At 66.2% G+C, this 23,618-nt stretch carries 19 protein-coding genes; all 19 read left to right on the top strand.

Going from position 1 to position 23,618, the window contains the following annotated elements; translation table 11 throughout:
• The first annotated feature begins 217 nt into the window (after positions 1 to 217).
• From IVB05_RS07010 to IVB05_RS06920, 19 genes are read left to right on the top strand one after another with little or no spacing between them, the layout of a single operon-like run.
• A complete protein-coding gene (locus tag IVB05_RS07010; protein WP_247783686.1) occupies positions 218 to 454 on the top strand; it encodes a hypothetical protein in 237 nt (78 codons plus the stop codon).
• Between the two features lie 12 nt (positions 455 to 466).
• The gene (locus IVB05_RS07005) at positions 467 to 1,081 is read left to right on the top strand and encodes a DUF4255 domain-containing protein (protein WP_247783685.1); all 615 of its coding nucleotides are present in this window, start codon (positions 467 to 469) and stop codon (positions 1,079 to 1,081) included.
• Entirely contained in the window at positions 1,078 to 2,250 is a 1,173-nt protein-coding gene (locus tag IVB05_RS07000; protein ID WP_247783684.1) for a hypothetical protein, read from the top strand. The genes IVB05_RS07005 and IVB05_RS07000 overlap by 4 nt, the downstream gene beginning before the upstream one ends.
• A 25-nt stretch (positions 2,251 to 2,275) precedes the next feature.
• Complete coding sequence (locus tag IVB05_RS06995) at positions 2,276 to 5,401, top strand: phage tail sheath subtilisin-like domain-containing protein (protein ID WP_247783683.1); 3,126 nt, start codon at positions 2,276 to 2,278, stop codon at positions 5,399 to 5,401.
• A 4-nt stretch (positions 5,402 to 5,405) separates the two neighbouring features.
• Positions 5,406 to 5,849 carry a phage tail protein gene (locus tag IVB05_RS06990; RefSeq protein WP_247783682.1) on the top strand — a complete coding sequence of 148 codons (444 nt, stop codon included), beginning with the start codon at positions 5,406 to 5,408 and terminating at the stop codon, positions 5,847 to 5,849.
• Between the two features lie 4 nt (positions 5,850 to 5,853).
• Positions 5,854 to 7,830 carry a phage tail sheath C-terminal domain-containing protein gene (locus IVB05_RS06985; protein WP_247783681.1) on the top strand — a complete coding sequence of 659 codons (1,977 nt, stop codon included), beginning with the start codon at positions 5,854 to 5,856 and terminating at the stop codon, positions 7,828 to 7,830.
• Entirely contained in the window at positions 7,827 to 8,387 is a 561-nt protein-coding gene (locus IVB05_RS06980) for a phage tail protein (protein WP_247783680.1), read from the top strand. The genes IVB05_RS06985 and IVB05_RS06980 overlap by 4 nt, the downstream gene beginning before the upstream one ends.
• An 11-nt stretch (positions 8,388 to 8,398) precedes the next feature.
• Positions 8,399 to 8,605 carry a hypothetical protein gene (locus tag IVB05_RS06975; RefSeq protein ID WP_247783679.1) on the top strand — a complete coding sequence of 69 codons (207 nt, stop codon included), beginning with the start codon at positions 8,399 to 8,401 and terminating at the stop codon, positions 8,603 to 8,605.
• A gap of 7 nt (positions 8,606 to 8,612) precedes the next feature.
• The gene (locus IVB05_RS06970) at positions 8,613 to 9,326 is read left to right on the top strand and encodes a LysM peptidoglycan-binding domain-containing protein (RefSeq protein WP_247783678.1); all 714 of its coding nucleotides are present in this window, start codon (positions 8,613 to 8,615) and stop codon (positions 9,324 to 9,326) included.
• Positions 9,323 to 10,543 (top strand): contractile injection system protein, VgrG/Pvc8 family, encoded by a 1,221-nt coding sequence (locus tag IVB05_RS06965; protein ID WP_247783677.1) that lies wholly within the window; start codon positions 9,323 to 9,325, stop codon positions 10,541 to 10,543. Before IVB05_RS06970 ends, IVB05_RS06965 begins: the two co-directional genes overlap by 4 nt.
• On the top strand, positions 10,543 to 11,064 hold the full coding sequence (locus IVB05_RS06960) for a phage baseplate assembly protein V (RefSeq protein ID WP_247783676.1): 522 nt from the start codon (positions 10,543 to 10,545) through the stop codon (positions 11,062 to 11,064). The genes IVB05_RS06965 and IVB05_RS06960 overlap by 1 nt, the downstream gene beginning before the upstream one ends.
• A 7-nt stretch (positions 11,065 to 11,071) precedes the next feature.
• Positions 11,072 to 11,842, top strand: coding sequence for a hypothetical protein (locus IVB05_RS06955; protein ID WP_247783675.1), 771 nt, complete (start codon positions 11,072 to 11,074; stop codon positions 11,840 to 11,842).
• Positions 11,839 to 12,261 carry a GPW/gp25 family protein gene (locus tag IVB05_RS06950; protein ID WP_247783674.1) on the top strand — a complete coding sequence of 141 codons (423 nt, stop codon included), beginning with the start codon at positions 11,839 to 11,841 and terminating at the stop codon, positions 12,259 to 12,261. The genes IVB05_RS06955 and IVB05_RS06950 overlap by 4 nt, the downstream gene beginning before the upstream one ends.
• 2 nt (positions 12,262 to 12,263) lie before the next feature.
• Positions 12,264 to 14,237: a putative baseplate assembly protein gene (locus IVB05_RS06945; RefSeq protein WP_247783673.1), complete on the top strand. Its 1,974-nt coding sequence runs from the start codon at positions 12,264 to 12,266 to the stop codon at positions 14,235 to 14,237.
• Positions 14,234 to 16,372: a phage tail protein gene (locus tag IVB05_RS06940; protein ID WP_247783672.1), complete on the top strand. Its 2,139-nt coding sequence runs from the start codon at positions 14,234 to 14,236 to the stop codon at positions 16,370 to 16,372. Before IVB05_RS06945 ends, IVB05_RS06940 begins: the two co-directional genes overlap by 4 nt.
• Positions 16,369 to 17,991 (top strand): hypothetical protein, encoded by a 1,623-nt coding sequence (locus IVB05_RS06935; protein WP_247783671.1) that lies wholly within the window; start codon positions 16,369 to 16,371, stop codon positions 17,989 to 17,991. The genes IVB05_RS06940 and IVB05_RS06935 overlap by 4 nt, the downstream gene beginning before the upstream one ends.
• Entirely contained in the window at positions 17,949 to 18,893 is a 945-nt protein-coding gene (locus IVB05_RS06930; protein ID WP_247783670.1) for a collagen-like protein, read from the top strand. Before IVB05_RS06935 ends, IVB05_RS06930 begins: the two co-directional genes overlap by 43 nt.
• Positions 18,894 to 18,910: 17 nt before the next feature.
• Positions 18,911 to 20,809, top strand: a complete 1,899-nt coding sequence (locus tag IVB05_RS06925) for a hypothetical protein (protein ID WP_247783669.1) — start codon at positions 18,911 to 18,913, stop codon at positions 20,807 to 20,809.
• Positions 20,810 to 20,821: 12 nt separating this feature from the next.
• Positions 20,822 to 23,617, top strand: coding sequence for a hypothetical protein (locus IVB05_RS06920; protein ID WP_247783668.1), 2,796 nt, complete (start codon positions 20,822 to 20,824; stop codon positions 23,615 to 23,617).
• Position 23,618 lies beyond the last annotated feature (1 nt).

Here is a 23,618-nt window from a genome sequence, read left to right as displayed (position 1 = left end):
CGCCGGGTGCGTCAAGACCCGATCGGGCAAGCACCTGAACGCGAAGAACGATTCGCTCGCGCGCCGCTTCAGCGCCGGGTCATGGCGCACGCACCCTGCCATCGCGAATCTGGGAAAAAGCTTCAGAAACATGGAGATGGCTCGTTGGCACGGCTGTTGCGATGAACAACCTCGGTAAGACAGCCTCGGTAAGTCGATAACCGAAAGGGCCTCCGATGTGTCCGCGCAGGACGATGAAGCCGACATCGAGACGCAGCTCCGCCAATACATCCGGGCCAATCCGGGCGCGGGCGATACGGCGATCGGTATCGTCTCGTTCTGGCTTTTCCTGCCGCCGACGCCGCAAAACATCACCCGGGTCGAGCGGGTTCTCGTTCGACTTGAAGCAGAAGGATTGGTGCGCTCGCGCGACGTTGCAGGCACCACATACTGGTTCGTTGCAGATAACCCCTAAGGGGGCGGCGGCATGATCACCGCGCTGCGCGCCACCAGTCAGACGCTCGCCGCCGTTCTCCGCGCCCGCTTCCTTGCGGAACCGTCGCTTGCCCCCCTGTTCGGTGCCGGCGGGGCGACCGTTTCTCTCGCCACCCCGGACGAAATGGTGCGACGGCGCGAAATCGGGCTGTCGATCTGGCTCTATCGTGTGATCCGGGACGACCTGACGCTCAACCGGCAGGAAGAACGCTCCGGCTTCGACACATTCCGTCGCGTGCCGCTGCCGCTTCGCCTGCATTATCTGCTGACGCCGATGCTTTCCTCAAGCGCCGATCAGGCTCCCGAAACCGAGCAGCACATTCTCGGTGCGGTGCTGCAGACCTTCCACGATCATCAGTCGCTCGCAGGGGCCGACCTCGCCGGCGATTTCGCGGGAACGTCGACCGAGCTGCACGTGCATCTCGAAAGCCTCGCGCTCGACGAGATCACGCGCATCTGGGATTCGCTCGAACGCTCCTATCAGCTTTCGGTGTCTTACGAGGTGAGCCTGGTCGAGGTCTCCTCGCGGCGGCCGGATCTCGGGGATCGTGTGGTGATGACGCCGCGCGCACGCAGCGGCCTCGCGCGGGCGGGAGGCGCGTCATGACGACGCTCCTCATCAATTCCGGCGCGCTGAACTGGACCGTCGTGCTCGACAACCGGGCGACACCGGCAGCCGATCTGCTTCAGGCGCTCATCGCGGGCCGCGCCCTCGATGAAGCGGATGCGCGGCCTGTCGACGGGCTGATGCTGCTTTCCATCGACCGGCCGACGCTGGCGCCATCGGTGGATGGCGACGGCATGTTCGGCTGGAGCGGTGTTCCGCGCGCCGTGTGGGGCGGCAATGCGGCTATTGCCCTCGCGTGCCGCGGTTCGGTCGAGGCGCCGGGCTTCCTGCCGCGCCGGCTCGACCTCACCCTGCCGGCCCAGCCCGGCTACCCCGATGTGATCCAGGCGCTCAATCTCGGCGGTGTCGAGCTGCATCGCGTTCCAGTCGGGCTCAGGGGACGGGCGGTTGCGGCGAATGGCGCGCCGCGCCCGTTCGCGCAGATCGACGTGTCCGGCCTCTGGCATCGCAGCTTTGACTACGTCGACGAAACATCGCCGTCGACGATCGACACGATCGCTGCCGTAGCACCAGGTTTGGCGCGCTTCCGCGACGGCGCCGGGCTGCAGGCACGGGTCTGGCAGCTCCAGTTGCAGCCGCAACGCTCGGCGCTGCTGGACGACGCGCTGCCCGGCGCGCGGCGGATCCGCGTTTCGGCCGGCGTGCCCTTTGCGCCTGGTTCTGCAACCGACGTGATCGCCATCGCCGGGCTCGGTGACACCACGGAAATTCTCCATGTCGATGCCATTGCATCGCCGGTGACGCCGGACGAAGTGCTGGTCGATCTGCGCCACCCGCTGGCGGAAGCGCATGTGCGGGGCGGTGAAGTGCGCAACGCCCAGCTCGCGGGCGCCAGCGCATGGTCGCCGATCCAGCATGGCGTTCACGCCGGCGACCGAAGCGTCTGTCTTGCCAATGGCGGCGTGCTCGCAACGGCCGGCGATCTCATCGAGATCGACGGCGGCGGCGTGCCGTCCGAAATCGCGACACTCACGCGTGTCACGGCGATCGCCGACGCGGGCGGATTCTACAGCCTGCCGCCCCTGCACCGCGCGTCGCTGATCCGCCTTCGGGCGCAGCACGCGGCCGAGTTACAGCCTGCCGAAGCCACTTTTGTTCTCGAACCCTCGCTCGCCGCCATGCGCGGCGACGTCGTCTTCCCGATCTGAACCGACCATCCGAAGGAGAGCGTTGATGGGCGAATATCTTTCACCGGGCGTCTACTCGGAATTCATCGAGCCGATCGCTCCGATTGAGCCAGTGAGCACGTCCACCGCGGCGATGATCGGGGTCAGCGAGCGCGGACCGGAAAACGTGCCTATCCTGGTCGGGGCACCCGGCGAATTCGAGCGCTGGTTCGGTTCGATCCTGCCGATCGACGACTACCGCGATCCGTTCGATGCGCGCCGCGCGCATTGCTATCTGCCCCATGCCGTCCAGGGATTCTTCGCCAATGGCGGCAAGCGGCTGTATGCACTGCGCGTGATGCCACCTGGCGCCACGCGCGCCGCGATGACGCTTTTCGCCCGCGATCCGCTGGGCGCCGAGAGCGGCCTCGCGCTGATGACCCGCGCTGCAGCCGGCGATACGCAAGCGCTGATCGCGGTCGGCGGCGCGTTGCCGACGGTCGGCCAATCGGTCCGGATCGGCGACGGCTCGGCGGCGGAATACCGGCCGATCACCGCCGTCCATCCGGCGGCGGTCGGGACCAACGGCTTCCACGTCGCGATCGAAACGCCGCTCGCGCACGACCACGCTGGCGGTGCAGCCGTCGCGGTGTTCGCCCCGGTGCCGGGCTCGGCTACCGCCTTGACCGGCCCGGTCACGGCGGCGGACGCGATCGTTACCGTGAATTCTGCGGTGAATCTGACCACCGTGCCCGCACCGGGCGTGCAGCGACTCGCACTGTCCGGCGGCGGCGTCACGACCATTGCCACCGTCAACGCGGTGGCGGCGGGCGGCGCGCCAAACGAATACGACCTCACGCTCGCCGGCCCGGTCGGCCAAGGCTATGCCGCGACCGACAGCGCGGAGGTCTACACAACCGATCCCGGCCCGTACGCACTCGCCATCGGCGCCGTCACCGGTTCGTCTATCCTTGCCACCGACGTTGCCGTTGCAGCGGGATCGATCGTCGAGCTTGGCGTGGCGCCGAACCTCGACGCCCGCCGCAGCATGCTTGCGGCCTATCTCCCGCTCGCCGTCGACCTCCCGGCCGGCGTGGCGACGGGCGCTGTGGTCGAGCACGTGACGCTGACACCGACGGCGACACCAGCGACCACGCTCACGGCGGAAATTGCCGGACGCGCTCTCGCGCTTGCGGCGCGAACCGATATCGCGCCGGGCTCCATCCTGCTGCTGACCGACGGCCCGGTTCAGGAATACGCCGTCGTCGCCTCATTGTTCGGGCCGGAAGCACCGGCGCCCGATCCGGGAACGGTGATGCTGGTTCAGGCTCCGACGCATGTATTCCCGGCGGGCTCCGGCGCGCAGATCGTCAGCCTGGGAGTGCCGGTGCCGCAGCATGCCGCAACGCAGGTCGTGGCTCCAGCGCATGCCGGCGACAACCGCGTCGCGGTCCTCCGCGCCGACGGCTGGGGCGCCGGCGAAAACCTCTCGGTCCAATCGAGCACCGGCGTGAGCTATCATCTGGTCTCCGCCGCACCAGTGCCGCTCATCTCAGCGCGGATCGAATTCGCTAGCCTCGATGCCGAGCACGCCGCCGGATCCGAGATCGCGATCCGCACCCCGCTGCTCGACGTCACCGCACTCGATCGCGGCCGCTGGGGCAACCGGCTCCGCATTTCGGTCGAGGACGAAGCCTCAGGGCTGGCGTCGAATGCCGCGATCACCGGATTGATCACGGCCGTCGAACTTCAGCTTTCGACCATCAGCGGGCTGCAGCCGGGCAGCAACATCGAGGTCACCAACCCCGCAAGCGGCGCCAGCATCATCCTGAAGGTGCGCAGCACCGACCCGGCAACGACGCGGATTCGTCTCGAGACGCCGGGACTCGACGCGGCAGCGCTGGCCATTCTCGGACCGGTCGCCCCGCCGCAGACCTACATGCTGCGTTCACGCGAATTCCGCCTGACGATTGCGCTGCTGCGCCGGCCCGATCCTGCCGAGCCTTCGCGCAACGAAGAGGTGATATCGAACGAGGTGTTCAGGAATCTCAGCCTCGACCCCCGTCACGCCCGCTATGCCCCCCGCATCCTGGGCGACGTGAACGGAGCGCTGCGGCGCGAGGATCGCCGGCCCGAGGGAGAATCCGTCTATATCCGACTGAGCGATCGCGCCGCCACGGCTGCCGTTCTGCGCAGCATCCGGCTCGGCCCGGAAACGCTGATCGATCACTTGCCGAACGGGCGAACTGCACCAGCGCGCCATCCGCTCACCGGCGGCGTCGACGACATGGCCGGCATGGTCGACAATGTCTATGTCGGCGCCGACAATGCCGACGCCGAGCTGCGCACCGGCCTCTATGCCTTGTGCAACGTGCCGGACGTCAGCCTTGTGGCGATCCCGGGCCAGGGCAGCGCGCGTCTGCAGGCCGAAGCGATCAGCCATTGCGAATTGATGCGCTATCGCGTCGCGATACTTGATGCGGCCTATTCCGACTCGAGCATCGCTGAAGTCCAGAACCAGCGCCAGCAATTCGATACGCACAACGCGGCCCTCTACTATCCGTGGCTCCAGATTCCGGATCCGACGCCGGTGAACCTCGCCAATATCGGCTCGTTTTCGCTGCCGCCCTCCGGACACATGCTCGGCATCATCGCGCGCTCCGACGAGGAGGGCGTACATGTGCCGCCCGGCAACATGGTGGTGCGCGGGATCACCGGGATCTCCCGCCTCGTCACCAAGACCGAGCATGATGTGCTCAATCCCTCACCGACCAACATCAACGTGATCCGCGATTTCACCGATGAAGGACGCGGCTACCGCGTCTACGGCGCGCGGACCATCACGTCGGATACGTCGCGGAAATATCTCAACGTCAACCGGCTGATCTTCTTCGTCCAGAAGTCGCTCGAGGTCGGGCTGCAATGGGCCGTGCTGCGGCCGAACTCCGCGCCGCTGTGGGCGGCGGTGCGGCAATCCGTGACATTCTTCCTGCACGACGTCTGGCGCTCCGGCGCGCTGTTGGGCGGGCGACCGGAAGAGGCCTTCATCGTCGCCTGCGACGAGACCACGATGTCGCCGAGCGATCTCGATAACGGCAGGCTGATCTGCATCGCCGGCATCGCGCCCGTGAAACCTGCGGAGTTCGTCATCCTCCGCCTCGGCTTCCTCACCAGAACCGCTACGCAGGAGTGACATCATGGCGACCGCGCAACGGAAGGATCCCTTCCGCACATTCAACTTCCTGGTCGAGGCGGACGGCCGCCCGCTGGGATCGTTCTCGGAGGTCTCGGGCCTCAATGCCGACGGCGACTCCGTCGATTATCGCGCCGGCGACGCGCCTACCAACCTGGTCGACAAGCTTCCGGGGCTTCGGAAGATCTCGAACATCACGTTGAAACGCGGCATGACGCAGAACCGCTACCTGTTCTCGTTGTGGGCCGACACGGCGAGCGGCAACACGCGCCGGCTCAACATCACGATCACGCTGCGCGATGAAAAGCGCAAGAACGTCCTCTCCTGGAGTTGCCGCAACTGCTGGGTCAACGCCATCGAGGGGCCGAGCCTGCGCGCCACCGACAACCAGGTCGCCGTCGAAAGCGTGACGATCTGCCACGAAGGCATCGACTTCAAGATCGAGTGACGCCATGCTCACCCTGCCCGCCACCCCCGGCATCTATCTGCAGCGCTCCGATCCCGGACGCGACGATACCGCCGTGCTCAGAACCGACATCGTCGGCTTTGCCGGGTTCGCGGAGCGGGGACCGATCGGTACGGCGGTCAGCCTCGACACGATGCGGCAGTTCACCGCCGTCTACGGCGGCTATCTTGCGGGTGCCGAGCTCGCCTATGCGGTGCGTGCGTTCTTCGAGAATGGCGGGCGCCGCTGCCGTGTCGTCCGTGTCGCCAGCGAAGCGGCGCTCGCCGGAGCGGCGCCGGCGACGCTCGACATTATCGACAGCAAGGGAAGCATCGGCTTCACGCTTGCCGCGTCCAGTCCCGGCGCCTGGGGCAACCGGCTCGATGTCTCGGTTCGCGCGATGACGCGCGGCGACACGCTGATTCCTGCGCCGGGCGCGCCGGAACGAAGCGTGGCGATCGATGTCGGCCTGTTCCTGCCGGGCGATCTCGTGCGGCTGAGCCAGCCGGGCTCGCCAGATGCGTACCGGCTGGTTGCGAGCGTCGACCGCGAGGCCGGCGCAATGGTCTGGACCTTGCCCGACCTGCGCGCGCGGCGGCCATGGGAAAAACCGCTCACCGGTTTTGATTCCTCCCGGCCGATCCGCCTGGAGCGTATCGTTCACGAGATCGTCGTGCGCGAAAGCGGCCGCGTGGTCGCGATCTATGGCGATCTCGGCCTCCATCCCGCCTCAAGGCGGTTCATCGGCGACGTGCTGCGCCCGGTCGACTTCGAGGCCGGCGGGCTGGAGGTCGTCGCGCCGATCGAAGTCATTCTGCCGGAGCGTCCCGCCGCCTTCGTGCCCGCGCCGGTGGCCGACGATGCGGCCGCCTACCATGCGATGCAGGGCGGACGCGACGGGCTGACGGCGGTCACGGTCACCGACATGATCGGCCGCGATTTCGATGACCGCAGGCAATTGCGCGGCTTCTTCAGCCTCCGCTGGGCGCGAGACCTCTCGATACTGGCAGCGCCTGACATCGTCGGCCGCCGCAACCCGCCGCCGGAATATGGCATGGCCGATCCGGCCGATCCCTGCGTGCCGTGCTTCATCGATCGCCCGACCGCGACACGCCCGCGCCCGCCCACCGGCGAGCAGCCGCCGCGCTTTACGCTTGCCGAGATCGCGCGGATGCAGGGCGCGCTGATCGAGATCTGTGAGGCAAAGGCCGATCGGATCGCATTGCTCGATCCGCCCTGGGAAACGGCGAGCGGCTCGCCGCTCGGTCTTGCACCGATTGCCGACTGGCGCCGGCGTTTCGAGACCAGCTACGCCGCGCTTGTCTTCCCATGGTGCATCGTTCCGGATCCGATAATGCGCGCCGCCACGCGCGCGGTGCCGCCCTGCGGCCACGTCGCCGGCCGCATCGCTGCAGAAGATAACGCGCGCGGCGTGCCCGGCACTGGCGCCAACGCGCCGATCGACTGGATCACCGACACCTCGATCGTCATCGATCGCGCGGCCCATGGCCGGTTGAACGAGACCGGCATCAACGCGCTCTGCGTCACGCACGGCCGCGCGCCGCGCCTGATGGGTGCGCGCATGCTGAGCTCGGCATCCGCGTGGCGCTTCGTGACTACGCGGCGGATCGTCTGCGCCATCCGCCGCCAGCTCGTAGCCGCCCTGCAATGGGCCGTGTTCGCGCCGAACGACGCGGTGACGCGGATAATGATCGTCCGCCAAGCCTGCGACTATCTCGAAATGCTGCGGCGGCGCGGCGCACTCGCCGGAGCGGTGCCGGAAGAGGCGTATTACGCGCGCTGTGACGACACCACGACCACGCAATCGGATCGCGACAATGGCCGGCTGATCACCGAGATCGGCATCGCACCCAGCGCGCCGTTCGAATTCATCGTGCTCAAGCTCGGAAAATCGGCGGACCAGTTCGAGATCGCCGATCAGGGCGCCGGCCTGCAGCCGCTGTTCTCGGAGGCCGCGCCATGACCAAGCGCCGCGACCCGTTGATGAGCTTCAACTTCACCGTCTCGCTGCTGCCGAGCCCGGACAGCGGCAATGGCGCCGCGGTCGGCACGATGGTGCTCACGACCTCCGGCATCCGCGCGACCGCCGGGTTCAGCGAGGCCAGCGGGCTCGAGATGCGGATGCAGGTCGAGGAATACTCCGCCGGCGGGCTCAACGGCACGGTGCTCAAATTTCCCGGCCGGGTGAGTTGGTCGAACATCGTGCTGAAGCGCGGCGTGGTCGCAAGGCTCGATCCGCTCGACAAGAGCGACCTGTGGACCTGGTTCAAGGGCTATCTCGACGGCAAGGGCCAGCGCCGCGACGGCGTCATCACGCTCAATGACAATTCCCATCAGGCCAGGCGCGCCTGGGCGTTCCGGCGCGGCCTGCCGCTGCGCTGGGTCGGCCCGAGCTTCGACGCGACGCGCAATGCGGTCGCGGTGGAGACGCTTGAAATCGCCCATGAGGGCATCACCGACATCAGCGCCGGCACCAGCATCGGCGGCGCGGTCGCCGACGTGCTCGGCAAGATATTCTGAAAGGCGTGGTCATGGACGTTGTCATCGACGAGGTCGTCGCCCGCATCAAGGTCGCGGATCGCTCCGCGGTTCTCGACGAGGCGACGGTAGCGAACCTGGTGCGCGCGGTCATGGCCGGGCTCGACGAGCGCGACATCCGCCAGCGCCGCCGCGCGGCGGACACCCAGATCACGGACGACGGACGTGGCGGCATCGCCGGACGTTCGGCGGACATGTGAGGGCACGATGCAAGTACCTCCGGGACAGGCTTCGCTGACGATCAACTGGCACAACGAGAGTGCGACAGTTCCGTGCCAGTTCAATCCGACGGAACTGCAGATCGAAAAATCAGCGCAACTGGCCGAGATCGGCATTCCCGGCCTTGCTGCGCCGATCCAGCAATTCGTGCGCGGTCAAGCGGCTGTCCTCACCGCGGACCTCTTCTTCGATACTTCCGACCAGGGCACGGGCCAGAAGAGCACGGCGGTGACGACGCTGACGGACCCGATATTTGCCGCCTTGCTCATCGACCCGGAACTGCACGTGCCACCGACCGTAATCTTCCGCTGGGGCAAAGGCTTCCCGACCAGCAGCGTTCCCTCCCAGGTCAAGGGCCAGGCGCGGAATTCATTTCGCGGAGTCGTGGTCAGCGTCCGGCAGAATTTTACGTTCTTCTCGCGCTTCGGCGTGCCGCTGCGGGCCAAGCTGCACCTGACCTTGCGCGAGTATTTTCCGCTGCGCGACCAGCTTCGCGACCTCAAGCTCGCTTCCCCCGACCGCACCCACGGCCACGTTCTCAGGCGTGACGAAACGCTTGCCCGGCTCGCAGTCACGCAATACGGCAAGTCGAGCGAATGGCGCCGCATCGCCGACGCCAACCGGATCGGCGATCCGCGACGGCTGCAGCCCGGCAAACGTCTCGTGCTGCCCTCGGTCCCGGTTTCGGGAGGCGCATCATGAGTGCGTTCACCCCACTGGCCGATGTTGCCGACAGCCGTGGCTATGGCGACATGTTCGCCCCGGCCTTCGAGATCCGCGTCGAAGGCGTCGGCCTGCCGCATGACGTCGTTCGCGACGTGGTCGAGGTGACCTATACCGACAGCCTGACGGAGATCGATCGCTTCGACGTCACGGTCTCGAACTGGGACGACAACAAACGTCAGTTCAAGTTTCACGGCTCGGAAAGCGAAGCGGACGCCGCCGATCCAAATGCCTCTCGCCATCTGTTCACGATTTTCGAGCCGAGCGCCAAGACCGCCGAACTTTATCTCGGCTATGCCGGCAAGCTTCGCCAGATGATGCGCGGGCGATTTGCCACCGTCGAACCGATCTTCCCATCCTCGGGCAAGCCGACGCTGACGGCGTCGGCGCTCAACGTTCTGCAGCGGCTGCGCCGCAAGCCCTATTCGAGCGCGTGGCCCAACAAGAAGCCAAGCGAGATCGCGGCCGGCATCGCCGAACTTCGCGACGGCAATGCCAAGCGCTTCCCGCTTCCCGTCGATGTCGATCCCGGCGCGGCCTCGAACGAGGACCCGATCCCCTATATCGCGCAGGCCGCGCAACACGACATCGACTTCCTGCTCAATCTCGCCCGCCAGTATGGCTACGAGGTCGAACTGCGGCTCAAGGAAAAGCCGGACGGATCGACCGAAGAGCGGCTCTGGTTTGGACGGCCTGCGCGTGCGCCCGAGCCGGTCGATATCTCGCTGCGCTGGGGCGCGACGCTGGTCGATTTCAAGCCGGCCCTCACCACCGCAAACCAGATCAAATCGGTCACGGTGCGCGGCTGGGACCGCAAGCGGCAGAAGGCGATCGAGGAAAAGATCGCCTTCGATTCTCCCAAGCTCAAGGCGCAGAATCCGGACCTTGCCAAGGTGATCGAGCGGATCGAGCCGCGCGAGGACATCGTCGTCGACCTGCCGGTGGCGTCTCCCGCCGAAGCGCGGGAACGCGCGATCGCGATCATGCGCGATCGCAACGCCAACATGATCAAGGCGCGCGGTACGACGATCGGCATGCCCGATCTTCGGGCCGGGCGGCGGATTGAGATCACAGGCCTCGGCGGCCGGTTCTCCGGTCAGTATCTCCTGACCAGGACCGACCACACGCTCGGAGAGGGCGGTTACCTCACCCGTTTCGAGTGCCGGCGCGAGCATTTTCCGGCGGGAGTATCGTGATGCGTCCCGGAGACATGCAAGGCATTGCCATTGGCATCGTCGAGGAAGTCGGCAAGGACGAGAACGCAGGCTATGTGAAGCTGCGCTTTCCATGGCTCGAAGCCAGCTACATCACCGAATGGGTTTCGTTCCTGCAGAACGGCGCCGGGCCGAACCGCGGCGTGTTCTTCATGCCGGAGAGAGACGACGAAGTCATCGTCGGCTTCCTGCACGGCGAGTTCAGCCGGCCGATGGTGCTCGGCGCCGCCTACAATCCGCGTCATCTCGCGCCGGCCACCGACCCGAGGCAGCGGATGATGCAATCGCTCAACGGGCACAGCATCAGCTTCGTCGATTCGACGGTGAACGGCGGCGACAAGGGCGCGCTGATCATCCAGGACGGCCACGGCAACAAGATCACGATGTCGAACGGATATGTGCGGATCGAATCGACCGCCGTGCTCGAACTCTCCGCGCCGCAGATCGTGCTGAGCGGCCCGGGCTGGACCAGGCCCGTCATCCAGTACAAGCAACCGGTTTGAGGACGTCATGGCCAACATCGACGTCCCCCTCCCCGAAAGCATCACCAAGGCCCTCGCGGCGCCCAAATGCCTCGACATGCAGTTGCCTTCCGCCAAGAAGGTGCAGCTCCGCCTGCCGCTCGGCGGTACCATCAAGCCGATCCCCGACATCACCAAGGGCCTGCCGAGCACCTGCTCGCTGACCTTCAACCTTGCGCTGCAGATCGCGCCGATCATGGCCTCGATCGAATGCCTGATGAACGTGCTGAAGTTCATCGGCGCGATCATCGACGCGATCAAGTCATTCAAGGACAATCCGCTGTCGGTGCCGTCGAGCATCGACAAGCTGCTCGATGCCGCGAAGGACGTCGCAGGCTGCATCGCAAAGGTCACGACACCGCCGCTCGGCATCCTTCCCTTCATCAAGGATCTGCTGCTGATGATCGCGCGGATCCTGCGCTGCATCGTCGAGGCGCTGAAAAGCATCGTCGAGATCATGGACGGGCTCGAGCTGCAGCTCGCGACCGCGCGCCAGAACGGCAACGACGAGCTGCTGGCCCAGCTCAACTGCGCCAAGGAGAACGCCGAACTCGCTGCCGCCGGTCAGATGCAGGCGATCGAACCGATCCAAGTCCTGCTCGACCTCGCGAAGCCGTTCTTCATTATCGGCGGCATTCCGGAAATCGCATTGCCCGCCATCGGCTCGGATACGGATATCGACGCGCTGAAGCAGGTGCTCGAGACGCTGGACACGGTGCTGGGCGCCATCGAAACCGCGGCGGAGGCTATCCCGGTATGAGCCTCCTCGCGCGCCCGCTCCCGCCCGCCCGCGCCTATCTCGGCAAGGGTTTGGCTTTTCCGCTCGCCATCGGGGCCAATGGCCGTCTGGCGCGCGCCTCGGGCGAGGCCAAGGTCGAGCAGTCGATTGCGCTGATCCTGTCGACCGCGCCGGGCGAGCGGGTGATGCGGCAGGATCTCGGCTGCGCCATCCACGACATGGTGTTCGCGCCGAACGACCCGTCGAACGTCGTTCGTATCACCGAGGCGGTGCACCACGCGCTCGCCGATCAGGAACCGAGGATCGTCGTGCTCGACGTCAATGCCGAGCAGGACATTTCCCATCCTTCGCTGGTCGTGATCCGGGTCGATTACCGCGTGCATGGCAACAACACGATCGCCAATCTCGTCTATCCGTTCTTCATCCGGGAGGGAATCTGATCATGCCTCTCGCGGATTATGTGCCAAGGCTCGACAACCGAAATTTCGACGACCTCGTCGAGGAAGCCCGCGCCCGCGTACCGCGCTATACGTCCGAACTGACCGATTTCAACCCGGGCGATCCGGCGTTCGCGCTGATCGAACTCAACGCCTGGATGACCGATCTGTTGCTCTACCGGCTCGGACGGGTGAGCGAACTGCACTATCTGAAATTCCTTGAACTCGTCGGCATCGAGCTGAAGCCGGCACTACCGGCTTCGACGGTCATCGTCATTCCGGTGCAGGCGACCTTCGGCGGCCAGAGCGTGATCGTGCCGGCACGAACCGCGGTGTCGAGCGCCGAGCCCGACGACAAGGGTCCGATCGTCTTCGAGACCAGCCGCGCGTTCACCGCGATCAATGCGCGGCTTGCGGCGCTGCAGGTCAATGACGGCTTCTCGATCTTCGATCGCACCCCGGTCAACATGCCCTCAGGCGCGGGGTTTGCGCCGTTCGGCGACCTCGCCGCGGAAGGCGCAAGCCTGATGTTCGGGCTCGACAGCAATGTTGCGCTACCGGGAGATGCCGAACTGAGCATCGGCGTGTTCGCGGCGGCATCCGCGACCGGCGGCGTCACGCAATGCGGCGACAGCACGATTTATCGTCCCGGCAAAATCGCCTTCGAAGCCTGGTCCGGCCTGTCCTGGCTGCCGATGACGACATTGTCCGACGACACCAACGGGTTCACCCGCACAGGCACTATCCGCGTGCGCCTGCCGAAGGCCGGATCGATGCCGCGCGCGGCGTTCGGATCGGTGACCACAAAACTCTTCTACACTCGCGCGCGTCTTGTACTCGCCGATTATGACCAGCCGCCGCGGCTCACCTATGTCGCGCTCAACGCGGTGCCGGCGTTGCAGGCGGAGACGCTGGAATATGAAATCCTCGGCGGCAGCGACGGTTCGCCCGATCAGGTTTTCCGTCTGGCGAATGTGCCGGTTCTCGAAGGCTCTCTCGTGATCGAGGTCGATGAAGGCGACGATGCGGGTTTCACCGCCTGGACCGAGGTCGAGGATTTCTATGGCGTCGATGCCCGAGCCAAGGTCTACGTGCTGGACCGCGCCAATGGCGAGGTGCGGTTCGGCTCCGAACAGGCGCTGATCGGCGGGCGCATCCCGGCCGCCAACCGCCTGCTTGCACGCGCCAACATAAGGGCAAGGATTTATCGCTTCGGCGGCGGCCAGCGCGGAAATCTCCCCGCAGGCCAGATCTCCGTGCTGATGAACGTGCTGCCGGGACTCGATGCCGGCGCGGTCACCAATCCGGTGGCTTCGGCCGGCGGCGCCGATGAAGAAACCATCGACGAGATCATCGAGCGTGCCCCGCGCTCGCTCAAGGCGCGCGATCGCGCCGTGACGTCAGAGGATTTCGAGCAATTCGCAAAGGACGCAGGCCCGGTCCGGCGCGCCAAGACATTTGCGCTCGCCCATCCGCAATTCCCGGGAATTGAAGTTCCGGGCGTGGTCACGCTGGTGATCGTGCCGGACAGCGATGCGCCCGCGCCGCGGCCGAGCGAAGCCCTGCGCCTCGCGGTGTGCGCCAATCTGCAGAAGTATCGCCTGATCGGTACCGAGCTCTACGTCACCGGTCCTGATTACGCCAGGCTCGCGCTCGCGATCACAGCCGTGGCCGAACCGAGCGCCGACCCGGCGGAAGTCAAGCAGGCGATCGAGAACGCCGCGCGGGCCTTCCTGCACCCGCTGACCGGCGGCGTGCGCAGCACCGGCTGGCCGTTCGGCGGACCGGTGCATTACGGCGAACTGTATCAGGCCATCGCCGTTCCCGGCGTCCAGCGTCTCGACGACATTGCCTTGACGCTGGAAGGAATCGAAATCGAGCCGTGCAAGTCCGCGACGATCGGCCCGACCTCGCTGATCGAGCTCGTCGACATCACGGTCGAAGTCACGAATGAAGCCGACGCGGGAGATGGGCCATGAACAGCCTCGCGCCCTTCCTGCCGCGTCCGGTCGAGCCTCCTAACGATGCGCGCTTCACCGCGCTTGGCGCGCCTAACCGATGGAACGCACTGCTCGCCGACAAGATCGATGCCGGCGCCGCAAACGGCATTCTCACGCTCGCCGCGAAGCCGGGAGGCGCAGATTTGGGCGCGGCCGATGGCAGCCTTGGCGGCCTCATTCCGCCGAAGACGTTCACGCCGGCACCGGATCTGCGGCATGTGCTGCTCGATAGCACCGCGAAACAGATCCTCATATTCGAGCCCTGCCTTTGTGCTTTTGCCGCCGTGCCGTGCCTGCCCTCAAACCGGCTGGCGCTTGCCGCGCCGATTGCCGTGCTGATCGCCGGAACGCGGCTTTATATCAGCAATGCCGGCGCCGATCCCGCCGTTCTCGTCTATGCGCCGGCCGGGCTCGTGTTGCGCGCGCAATGGCGCCTGCCGAAGGGCGTTGCGGCAAATCCCTGGCAGCCGGGATTGATGGCGCAAAGCTGCGGCCGGCTCTGGGTTGCGGACGCGGCAAATAGCGCGGTCCATCTGTTCGCGCTGACCGGCGTCTATCTCGGCACCATTCCCGCCATCGGTCCGCTGGCGGCGATGGCTGCCGACCGCGATGGCGCGGTCTGGTTCGTCCGCCAAGGCGAGAGCGTGGCCCACCGGATCGAGCCCGACGGCAGCATCATTGAGACGATCGCACGGGTGGAAGAACTCGCAGCGCGTTTCGACCCGAGCCCGGTGCGGGTTCTGAAGGATGGCAGCCTGCTGCTGGCGGACTGCGATCCCCCGGGCCGTTTCGCTCCGAACGGAACGCGGCTGCCGGCGCCATCGGCCGAACTCCTCACGCCGTCTTTCGAAAGCGAGGGGACTTTCGTCTCGCCGGCGATCGACAGCCACATCGAATCCTGCCTCTGGCATCGCATCGTTCCTGATATCACTCTGCCCTCCGGCACGCGGATCGATCTGTCGTGCCTGACCGCCGATGCGCCGCTCAGCGATGCCACCGTCCTCGCGATGCCTGCGAATGCGTGGACGCGGCTGCCGCCGCCGAATTCGCCAGGCAGCGACATCCTCATATCGGCGCAACCCGGCCGTTATCTATGGCTGCGTCTCGTGCTGCACGGGCCCGGCAACGCCACGCCGCGGATCGGCCGGGTCGAGATCGAATTTCCGCGCGTCAGCCTTGCACGCATGTTGCCGGCGGCATTTCGTCAGGATCCCGTTTCGGCGGACCTCACCGATCGCTTCGTCGCCATCATGGACCGCCCGCTGCGCGACATCGAACGCAAGGTCGACCACAACGCCGCGCTCTATGACCCCGAAGCGGCTCCGGCCATGCCGGGCGCGGACATGCTGAGCTTCATCGCCGGCTGGATCGGACTGAGATTCGAAAGCCGCTGGCCGATCGAGCGGCGGCGCCGGATGCTCAAGGCGATGGCGCGCCTGCTTTATCTGCGCGGCACGGCGGAAGGACTGCGACAGGCGATGATCGCCTATTTCGGCTGGCGCGAGCAGGCAGGATACGAAAAGCGGATCGTGCCGTGCGGTTGTCATCCGCGCTGCGGACTTCCGCCGGCGCCCGTATCCGCCCAGCCGATGATGATCCTCGAGCACTGGCGACTGCGGCGCTGGCTGTTTCTCGGCGCAGGCCGGCTTGGCGACGCGGCGGTGCTTTGGGGCTCGGGCATCCTGGACAAGGTCGAACTGGATCGCGGCGCGCGTGTCGGCGCGAGCCGGCTCGATTCCGTCCACGATTCCCTGCGCGATCCGTTTTACGTCACCGCCTGGAAGTTCAGCCTGTTCCTGCCGGCCCGCTATGGCCGCGAGCCGGCCGAGCGCGGCGCGATCCTGCGGTTCGTCGACCAGTTTCGACCGGCCCACGCCGCCGCGCGGATCGTCTATGTCGCGCCGCGGATGCGGATCGGGATTCAGGCCGCGATCGGCTTCGACGCCGTCATCGCCCGCTATCCGTCCGCGACAACCAGGCTCGGCGAGATGCGGCTCGGGCGCGGCACCGTCACGCCGGTTCCTCGCCGTGACGAGCCCCGCCGTCTCGGCAGCGATTCCTTTCTCGGTGCGCCCAGCATTTCCCGTCGTACGACAGACGAGGGTCGATCATGAATTATCATCACAAAGGCCAGCACGATTCCTCCGGCAAGGCTTCGTTCTGCTGCGACGATTGCGAGCCGCGCCATCCGGTGCGCAATCACTACTTCACCGGAAAGCTGCTGGTGGAGCGCGACTTCACCGACGAGCAGGCCTATATCCGCCAGAAACTTCGGCTGCATCACCAGCGGCTGCATGGCGCAGGCATCGTCTGCGGGCTCGATCTCGTGCAGCATCCGAACCCGGCCTGCCGCGACCGCCTGATGGTGCTGGAGCCTGGCAGCGCGATCGATTGCTGCGGCCAGGACATTCTCGTGGTCGAACCCGAAGTGATCGCGCTGGCGGATTTCCCCGCGATCCAGGCGCTGATCGACAAGCCGGATGGCAAACCCCACAATCTGCGCTTCTGCCTCACCTATCGCGAATGTCCGATCGAGGACGTTCCCGTCCTGTTCGACGATTGCGGCTGCGACGACACGGCTTGCGCGCCGAACCGCATCCTCGAGAGCTTTGGGCTCGAGGTCGAGATCGACCCGACCGATCCGGTCAGCACCCCGCCGCATGCGAGTCTCGACTGGAAAACCACGGCGCTGATCGCCCATGCGCGCCATGTCGCGCATGACAAGGCCAAGCGGCGACTGTTCGTCGCCAACGCGGACAATCCCGGCACGCTCTACCAGCTCGATTCGGACACGCTGTCGCTTGGTCCCGCCACGGGCCTTGGCGGCGCGGCGGTGGCGCTAGCCATCGCGCCTGACGGCAGCGCCGTCTATGTCGTCGTCAACAGCGGCGGGGGCAGTTTGAAGCTCGCGATCTTCGATCCGAACGGCGCCAACGGCATCGCGGATCCGCCGCGCCTTGTGAACCTCGCGAACACCGCCGGCGGCGGCGCGGCCTTGCGCGTTGCCGCGGATGGACGCGTCGCGGTGATGGGGCTGGCGAAAGGAGCGCTCGCCGTCTACCCGGCCGGCGTGCCGGCGCCGCCGACCACGATCGATACGCGCCTTGCCAACGCCGCGCGGCTCGGCCTCGCCTGGGCCAGCGACGGCGCAAGCCTTCTGACCGCTTCTCCGGGCGGCGCCGACGTCCATCGGATCGAGATCGGCAATCAACCTGGCGACACGACCAAGACCATAGCTGGTGCTGTCATCGACGGCTTCGACATCGTCCCGGCCGTCGCCAGCGAGCGGCTCGTCGCGATCGACAAGGCGGCAAAGCGGTTGCGGCTGATCGATCCCGATGCCGGCACGATCGTGGCCGAGCTGACGCTTGCCGCCGCACCGGTTGCGGTTTCCGTAGCGGCCGGCTCTGCCTACGCATTGGTCGCGCTGGACACCGGCGAATTGCAACTGATCGACCTCGTCGCGCTCGGTCACGGCACGCCGGGCGCCGCCGGCACGCCGATCATGATCGGCGACGATCTCGCCTTGCCATTACATCCAGCGACGGCGGCACGGTGTTTGCGCCATTCGCCGGCGATCCCGCGGTGCCGGCCTCGGGCGGCGTCGCCATCCTCGATCTCATCGGAACCGATTGTTCGGCGCTGCTTCTCGGCGGCGATTGTCCGGGCTGCAAGACCAACGATTGTCTGGTGCTTGCCGAGATCAACAACTGGAAGCCGGGCTTCGCGCTGACCGACATGCCGGAGCCGGCGCCGGATCCGACTGCCGACGCGACGGCGAAGATCGCGCGCATTGACAATTCGGTCCGCACGATCCTGCCGAGCGTAAAGAACGTGGCCGACGCGCTGCTGTGCCTGATGCACAAATCGGGCACCGGCTCCGGCGGCCCGGGCGACAAGGGTCCTCCCGGCGACAAGGGCCCGGTCGGCGACAAAGGACTTCCTGGCGACAAGGGCCTGCCCGGCGACAAAGGTCAACCTGGCGACAAGGGGCCGCCCGGTGACAAAGGTCAACCCGGTGACAAGGGCCTACCAGGCGACAAGGGCCTGCCTGGTGACAAGGGTCAACCCGGCGACAAAGGCCCGCCCGGCGATCCGTTCACGCAGGACCTCACCCATATCTGTGCGATCAACTGGCCGCATGAGGACATCCTGAAGCTGCCAAAACCGGCGGGCATCGCGACCGTCCAGCTCGAGCTGCGCATCCTGTTCGACCGGCAGGTCGAACTGATCCACGTCAACGAGCAAACCTTGCACGTCATGATCGAACAGATCGAGGATGTCATCGGTCCGAACAACGAACCGGTCGGCATCAAAAAGCGCTGCTGGTGCGATCTGATCGGTGAAATCTCCGCCCATCGCGCCGAAAATCGCTGCGAACCGAAGACCAAGCTCACGAAGGCCAGCGGCGCAAACCTGATGGGCGATGTCGCGCGCTTCGTCACCAACGTTCCGATCGCCGTGATCCGCGACGGCGTTGCGATCCGCGTCGAGCTGCAATGCGATCTCGTCGTCGATGAAAAGGGCCTCGGCGTCGATGGCAATCACCTGCCGCCATGGCTCCCGGCTCGCAAGACCGGCGACCAGATCGAAGGCGGATTGTTTGCGAGCTGGTTCACGCTGCAAGTTTCCTGATTGGCGAGGTTACGATCATGGCTTCCGACACGAAATGGACCATCAACACCGACACGTCAGCCTGGCGCGGCGTGTCCTGGGGCGACGCCACCGGAGCTGCGACGACATCGAAGACAAAGACCGACCCGTGCTGCGATCCCTGCCCCGATTGCGGCGGGCTCGAATGCTACTGCCGGCCGCGCTTCTTCGCAGGGCAACTCCTGACCGAAAAGGAGTTGAACGGTCTGCAGGACTACGTGATCGCCAAGAACAAGCTGCATAATCGCTATCTGGTCGGCGCCGGCATCGTCTGCGGATTGGAGGCGCAATGCGATCCATGCGGCGACAGGGTTCGCGTCACGACGGGCTACGCAATCTCCCCGTGCGGCGAGGACATCGTGGTCTGCAAGCCCGACTCGGTCGATATCTGCGCGCTGATCGCGAAATGCCGGGAAACGGACGAACCCGATTGCAGGCCCTACGCGCCGGGAAAAGACGATTGCGCCGAGGTTATCGAGGACTGGGTTCTCACCATTCGTTATGCCGAAGCGCCCTCCCGTGCCGAACCGCCTGCAAGCGCGAAGGGTTCCTGCGGCTGTGGCGGTTCGGGATCGAAGGGCGGGTGCGGCTGCGGCGGCTCCGGTTCGAAAGGCGGTTGCGGCTGCGGATGTTCGGCGACGCCGGCAAAGGCGGTGACGAATGTTGCGAATTCCGCCGAGCCGGTGCTCCGGCGCGGTGCGCCGCCGGCCTGCGTGCCGCAATACACCTGCGAATCATACCGCTACGACGTCTTCCGCTTGCCCGACGAAAAGCCGAAAGATCCGCAGCGCGATCCCGCGCATCTGATCAGCGGCGGGCTTGACGGGTTGGAAGGGCCTTTCATCGAGCGGCTGCGATGTTGTCTGCGCGAGATCGAGGACGCCATACCGCCTCTCCCCTCCGGATCGGCGAATGAAGCCGCCTTCCGGCAGCAGGCCGTCCGCTGGTTCTGCGACGTACGCAACAACCTGAAACGCCTGTTGATGCGCCGTGGCGGTCACGATTGCTCGCTGATCGACCGGCTGATGGCTATTCCCATTCCGCCGACCGACAATCAGCAGACCTTCGAGCAGACCAGCAAGATCGCCGTACAGGAACTGATCATCATCATGTTCGAGATGATGCTCGATTGCCTGTGCTCGGCCATGCTGCCGTCCTGCCCGGAAGCGGAGGACCCGCGCATTCCGATCGCGGTCGTCAAGGTCCGGCGTGGCAATTGCGAGATCATCTCGGTCTGCAACTGGACGCCGCTGCGGCGCCAGCTCGTGACATGGCCGGCCATGAACTACTGGCTCGGCTGGCTGCCTCAAATCGCTGTCATCCGCGAATACATCCATCTGATGTGCTGCGAGGCCTTCGGCCTGTTCGACAATGTCGACAAACACGGCGCCAAAACGAGCGATGCTGTCTCGGGCGAGGAAGGCGCTGTGCCAAAGGCCGCCGCAGCGAGCCCCGAAATGGCAAAGGCGAAAACCATGGATACAGATCCTCAAGGCATGAGTGCCGGCACGACCTTCATGGCCCGCTCGCTGGCGAGCGTGATGGCAAAGCGCGCCGGCGGGATACCGGTCTTTGAAGCCGGCCCTGGCGCCGTCTCTGACAATGACCTGATGGCGGTGCTGGCGGGGCCGCGCGGCGCGCAGACGACCGGGCCGCGCCTCGATGCGGCAAACCGGGTTTTCGCCGGACTGGTTCGACCGTTGCGCGAAGCGGCGCCGGTCGATGCGATGATGGCGCCGCTGGGAATCCGGTTACCCGGCGCGGCCGCGCAGAGCAGCAGCGACCTCGGCGCCGAGATCGCCGCGCTCCGCAAGACAATCGCCGAGCAGAACGACCGGATTGCGGTGCTGGAAACCGCCGCACCGAAGCAAGCCGCCGCCAAGCCCCGGCGGAAATAGGGAGAGACACCGATGTCAGCCTCGAACCCCGATCGCCCGATCTATTTCGAAGGCCAGACGCTCGGCGCCGCGGACCTGACCGCCGCGATCGATTTCGCGCGCGATCTTTCGCGCATTGCAGCCCTCGGTCCGCATTCCTGGGGCGTGCATGCCGGCTGCGAAGTCGTGGCGACCGCAAGCGGTGGCGAGGTGCAGTATTTCGTGACGCCTGGGGTTGCGACCGATCTCTACGGACGGATGCTCGTCGTCGCCGCGCCAATGGCGGTGCCCGCAGGCCGGCTGTCGCGGCTTGCTTCCGGCGTCTATCCGGTCTGGCTGCGCTTCGATGCGCGGGCCTGGCGCGCCAATCGCGTCACCTTCGAAGGCTGTTCGGACGCAAACGAAGCCTATGCCAGGCTCCGCGAGACTGTGGCCATCGAAGTGGGCGCGAAGATCCAGCCGAAGGATCGCTCCGCCGGAGTGGTCATCGCGGGCACGCCTGAGGAGGATCCGCGCCGCTTCCTGCTGACGCTCGACCCGCAAGCACCGATCGTGCTCGACGAATCCGCACCGCACCAGTTTTTCCCGGATGACACCGCGTTCGCACTGGTTCCGGTCGGCGCCGTGGTCTGGCAGGCCGGTGTGCCCGGGCAGTTCGTCGAGCCGGACGAACCGACGATGCGCCTGTCGCGCACGCTGCGACGCAACGTCGGCGTGATCGCCGAGCAGGTTCTTGCCGCCGACGGCGTGATCCGGCTGATGGACCGCCGCGCCGAACTCGCCGCCGGACAATCCATCGACGACCTGGCGCAGAAGACGGCGATTTCGGTCGACGACCTCGCCGCGGTCGGCCAGCGCTTCGTCGGCAAGGAGCTTGTCTGGATCGAGGGCCACACGCGCGCCCGCGGCGACGTGCGGCTATGGGGAACCAGGCTCGAGCTGCGCGACATAACCGGCGCCGAAAAAAACAACGCGCCGCTCTGGCTGCGCCGATTCACATCCGCGAAGAATGCCGCCAATGGCGAGGATCTCCAGACCGCGATCGGGGCCGCGCCTGATGGTGCGAACCGTTTCACGGTCGGGCCGTTCGACGCCGGCACGGCCGATCTCGACCCGCGCTTCATCGTCGACAGCAAGGGACGCGCCGGCATCGGGCCCGGCCTGCCCGGCAATCTCGACAACAACAACCTGCTCGTGACCTCGGACGACGAAGCGCGTGTCGCCATCGCCAGCGCCGCGCATAAATCCTCCCGCCTGGTCTTCACCGAGCAGCCGCCGACCAATACCGACGGGCGGATCGAGTACGAGAAAGCGAAGCGCAAGCTGCACTTCGAGCATGGCGGCGATCCCGTCCAGAACCAGCCCTTCTGGATGACGCTGACCGATACCGGCCATCTCGGCCTCCGGACGATGGAGCCCGAGACTTATGACGGAACCGGCAACGACCTCGTCGTGGCGAGTGCGGCCAATTCCGGCATCACCCTCAAATGCGACCCCGGCTTCGATTCCAATCTCTATTTCGCCACCGGCGCGGCAACCGCGGCCGAAAGGAAGGCCGGCTGGGTGACCTATCACCACATTTCGTCGAGCCTTGATTTCGGCACCGCGCAGGCGACGCGGATGACGATCACCAGCCAGGGCAATGTCGGCATCGGCACGACCGCGCCGGCCTCCAAGGTGACGATCACCGATCCCGCCTCCGGCGAGGAGCTCCGATTGGACCCCGGCGAGATCGCCGCACGAACCGGCGGCGCGGCCTCTGATCTCGATCTGCAGCGGACCGGCGGCGCGGTCGTCGTTCATGCCGGCATGAGCGAAACCAGCCGTGTCGTGGTCGATGCATCGGGAAGGGTCGGCGTTGGCATCGCCGCTCCGGCGGTCCCTTTTCACATGCAGGCATCGAGCCCCGAGCTGCGCATCGATACCACAGCAGGCGTTGGTTCACCGAGGGTCTCGCTCCTGGCAGACGGCGCGCAGCGAATGGCGATGTCATGGGAACGCGGAGAAGACCGCGGCTATCTCTGGAACGAAGGCGCGCGCACCGTCACGTTCGACAACGGCAATGTCGGGATCGGCATCGGCGCACAATCGCCGATCGCACGTTTCCATGTCGCGGACTCGATCTCGGGCGCCGCTGCCAGCATCGCTAGCCATGTTGCGTTGATCGAGAACACCAATGGTTCTGACAATGCCGACGTGCTGGCCCTCAGGATCGCAGCCGGCGTCGCAACGGAAAACAACAATTTCGTGACGTTCTTTAACGGCAACACGGCGATCGGCGGCATCGAAGGCACCAGCGGCGCTGCCAACAAGGTGACCCTCAACACGAGCTCGGCGGATTTCGCCGAATGCCTGCCGCGCAAATCAGGCCAGGCGCCGATCGGTGCGTGCCGCATCGTCGGACTGCGGCACGGCCATGTGTCGCTGCAGACGGATGGCGCCGAAGCCCTGTTCGCGACCAGCGAAGCTCCGGCGGTTCTCGGCAACTGGCGGCCAGACATCGCAGGCTTCGAGAAGATCGCACTCGTCGGACAGGTGCCGCTCGCACTCGACGGCCCGATCGCCCCGGGCGATCTGATCGAGCCATCCGGTCGCGGCGATGGTATCGGCCGCCGCTTCGACGAGACCGCGGGCGATCTTGCGCCCCTGATCGTCGGCCGGGCCTTGGGCTCGGTATCAGCCGGAACGCGCGAGACCGTCGCGGTTGCCGTCGGACTACATGCGGCAGATGTCGGCCGTCTCGTCGCCCGGGCCGTCAAGGCGCAGTCGAACGAGATTGCCGATTTGCGCCGCGAACTCGCGCAGCTCGCAGCCAGGATCGGAGACTGAC

Origin of the sequence: Bradyrhizobium sp. 170 (assembly GCF_023101085.1) — a bacterium.
Taxonomy (GTDB): domain Bacteria; phylum Pseudomonadota; class Alphaproteobacteria; order Rhizobiales; family Xanthobacteraceae; genus Bradyrhizobium.
This window is presented reverse-complemented; position numbering and strand designations above follow the sequence as displayed.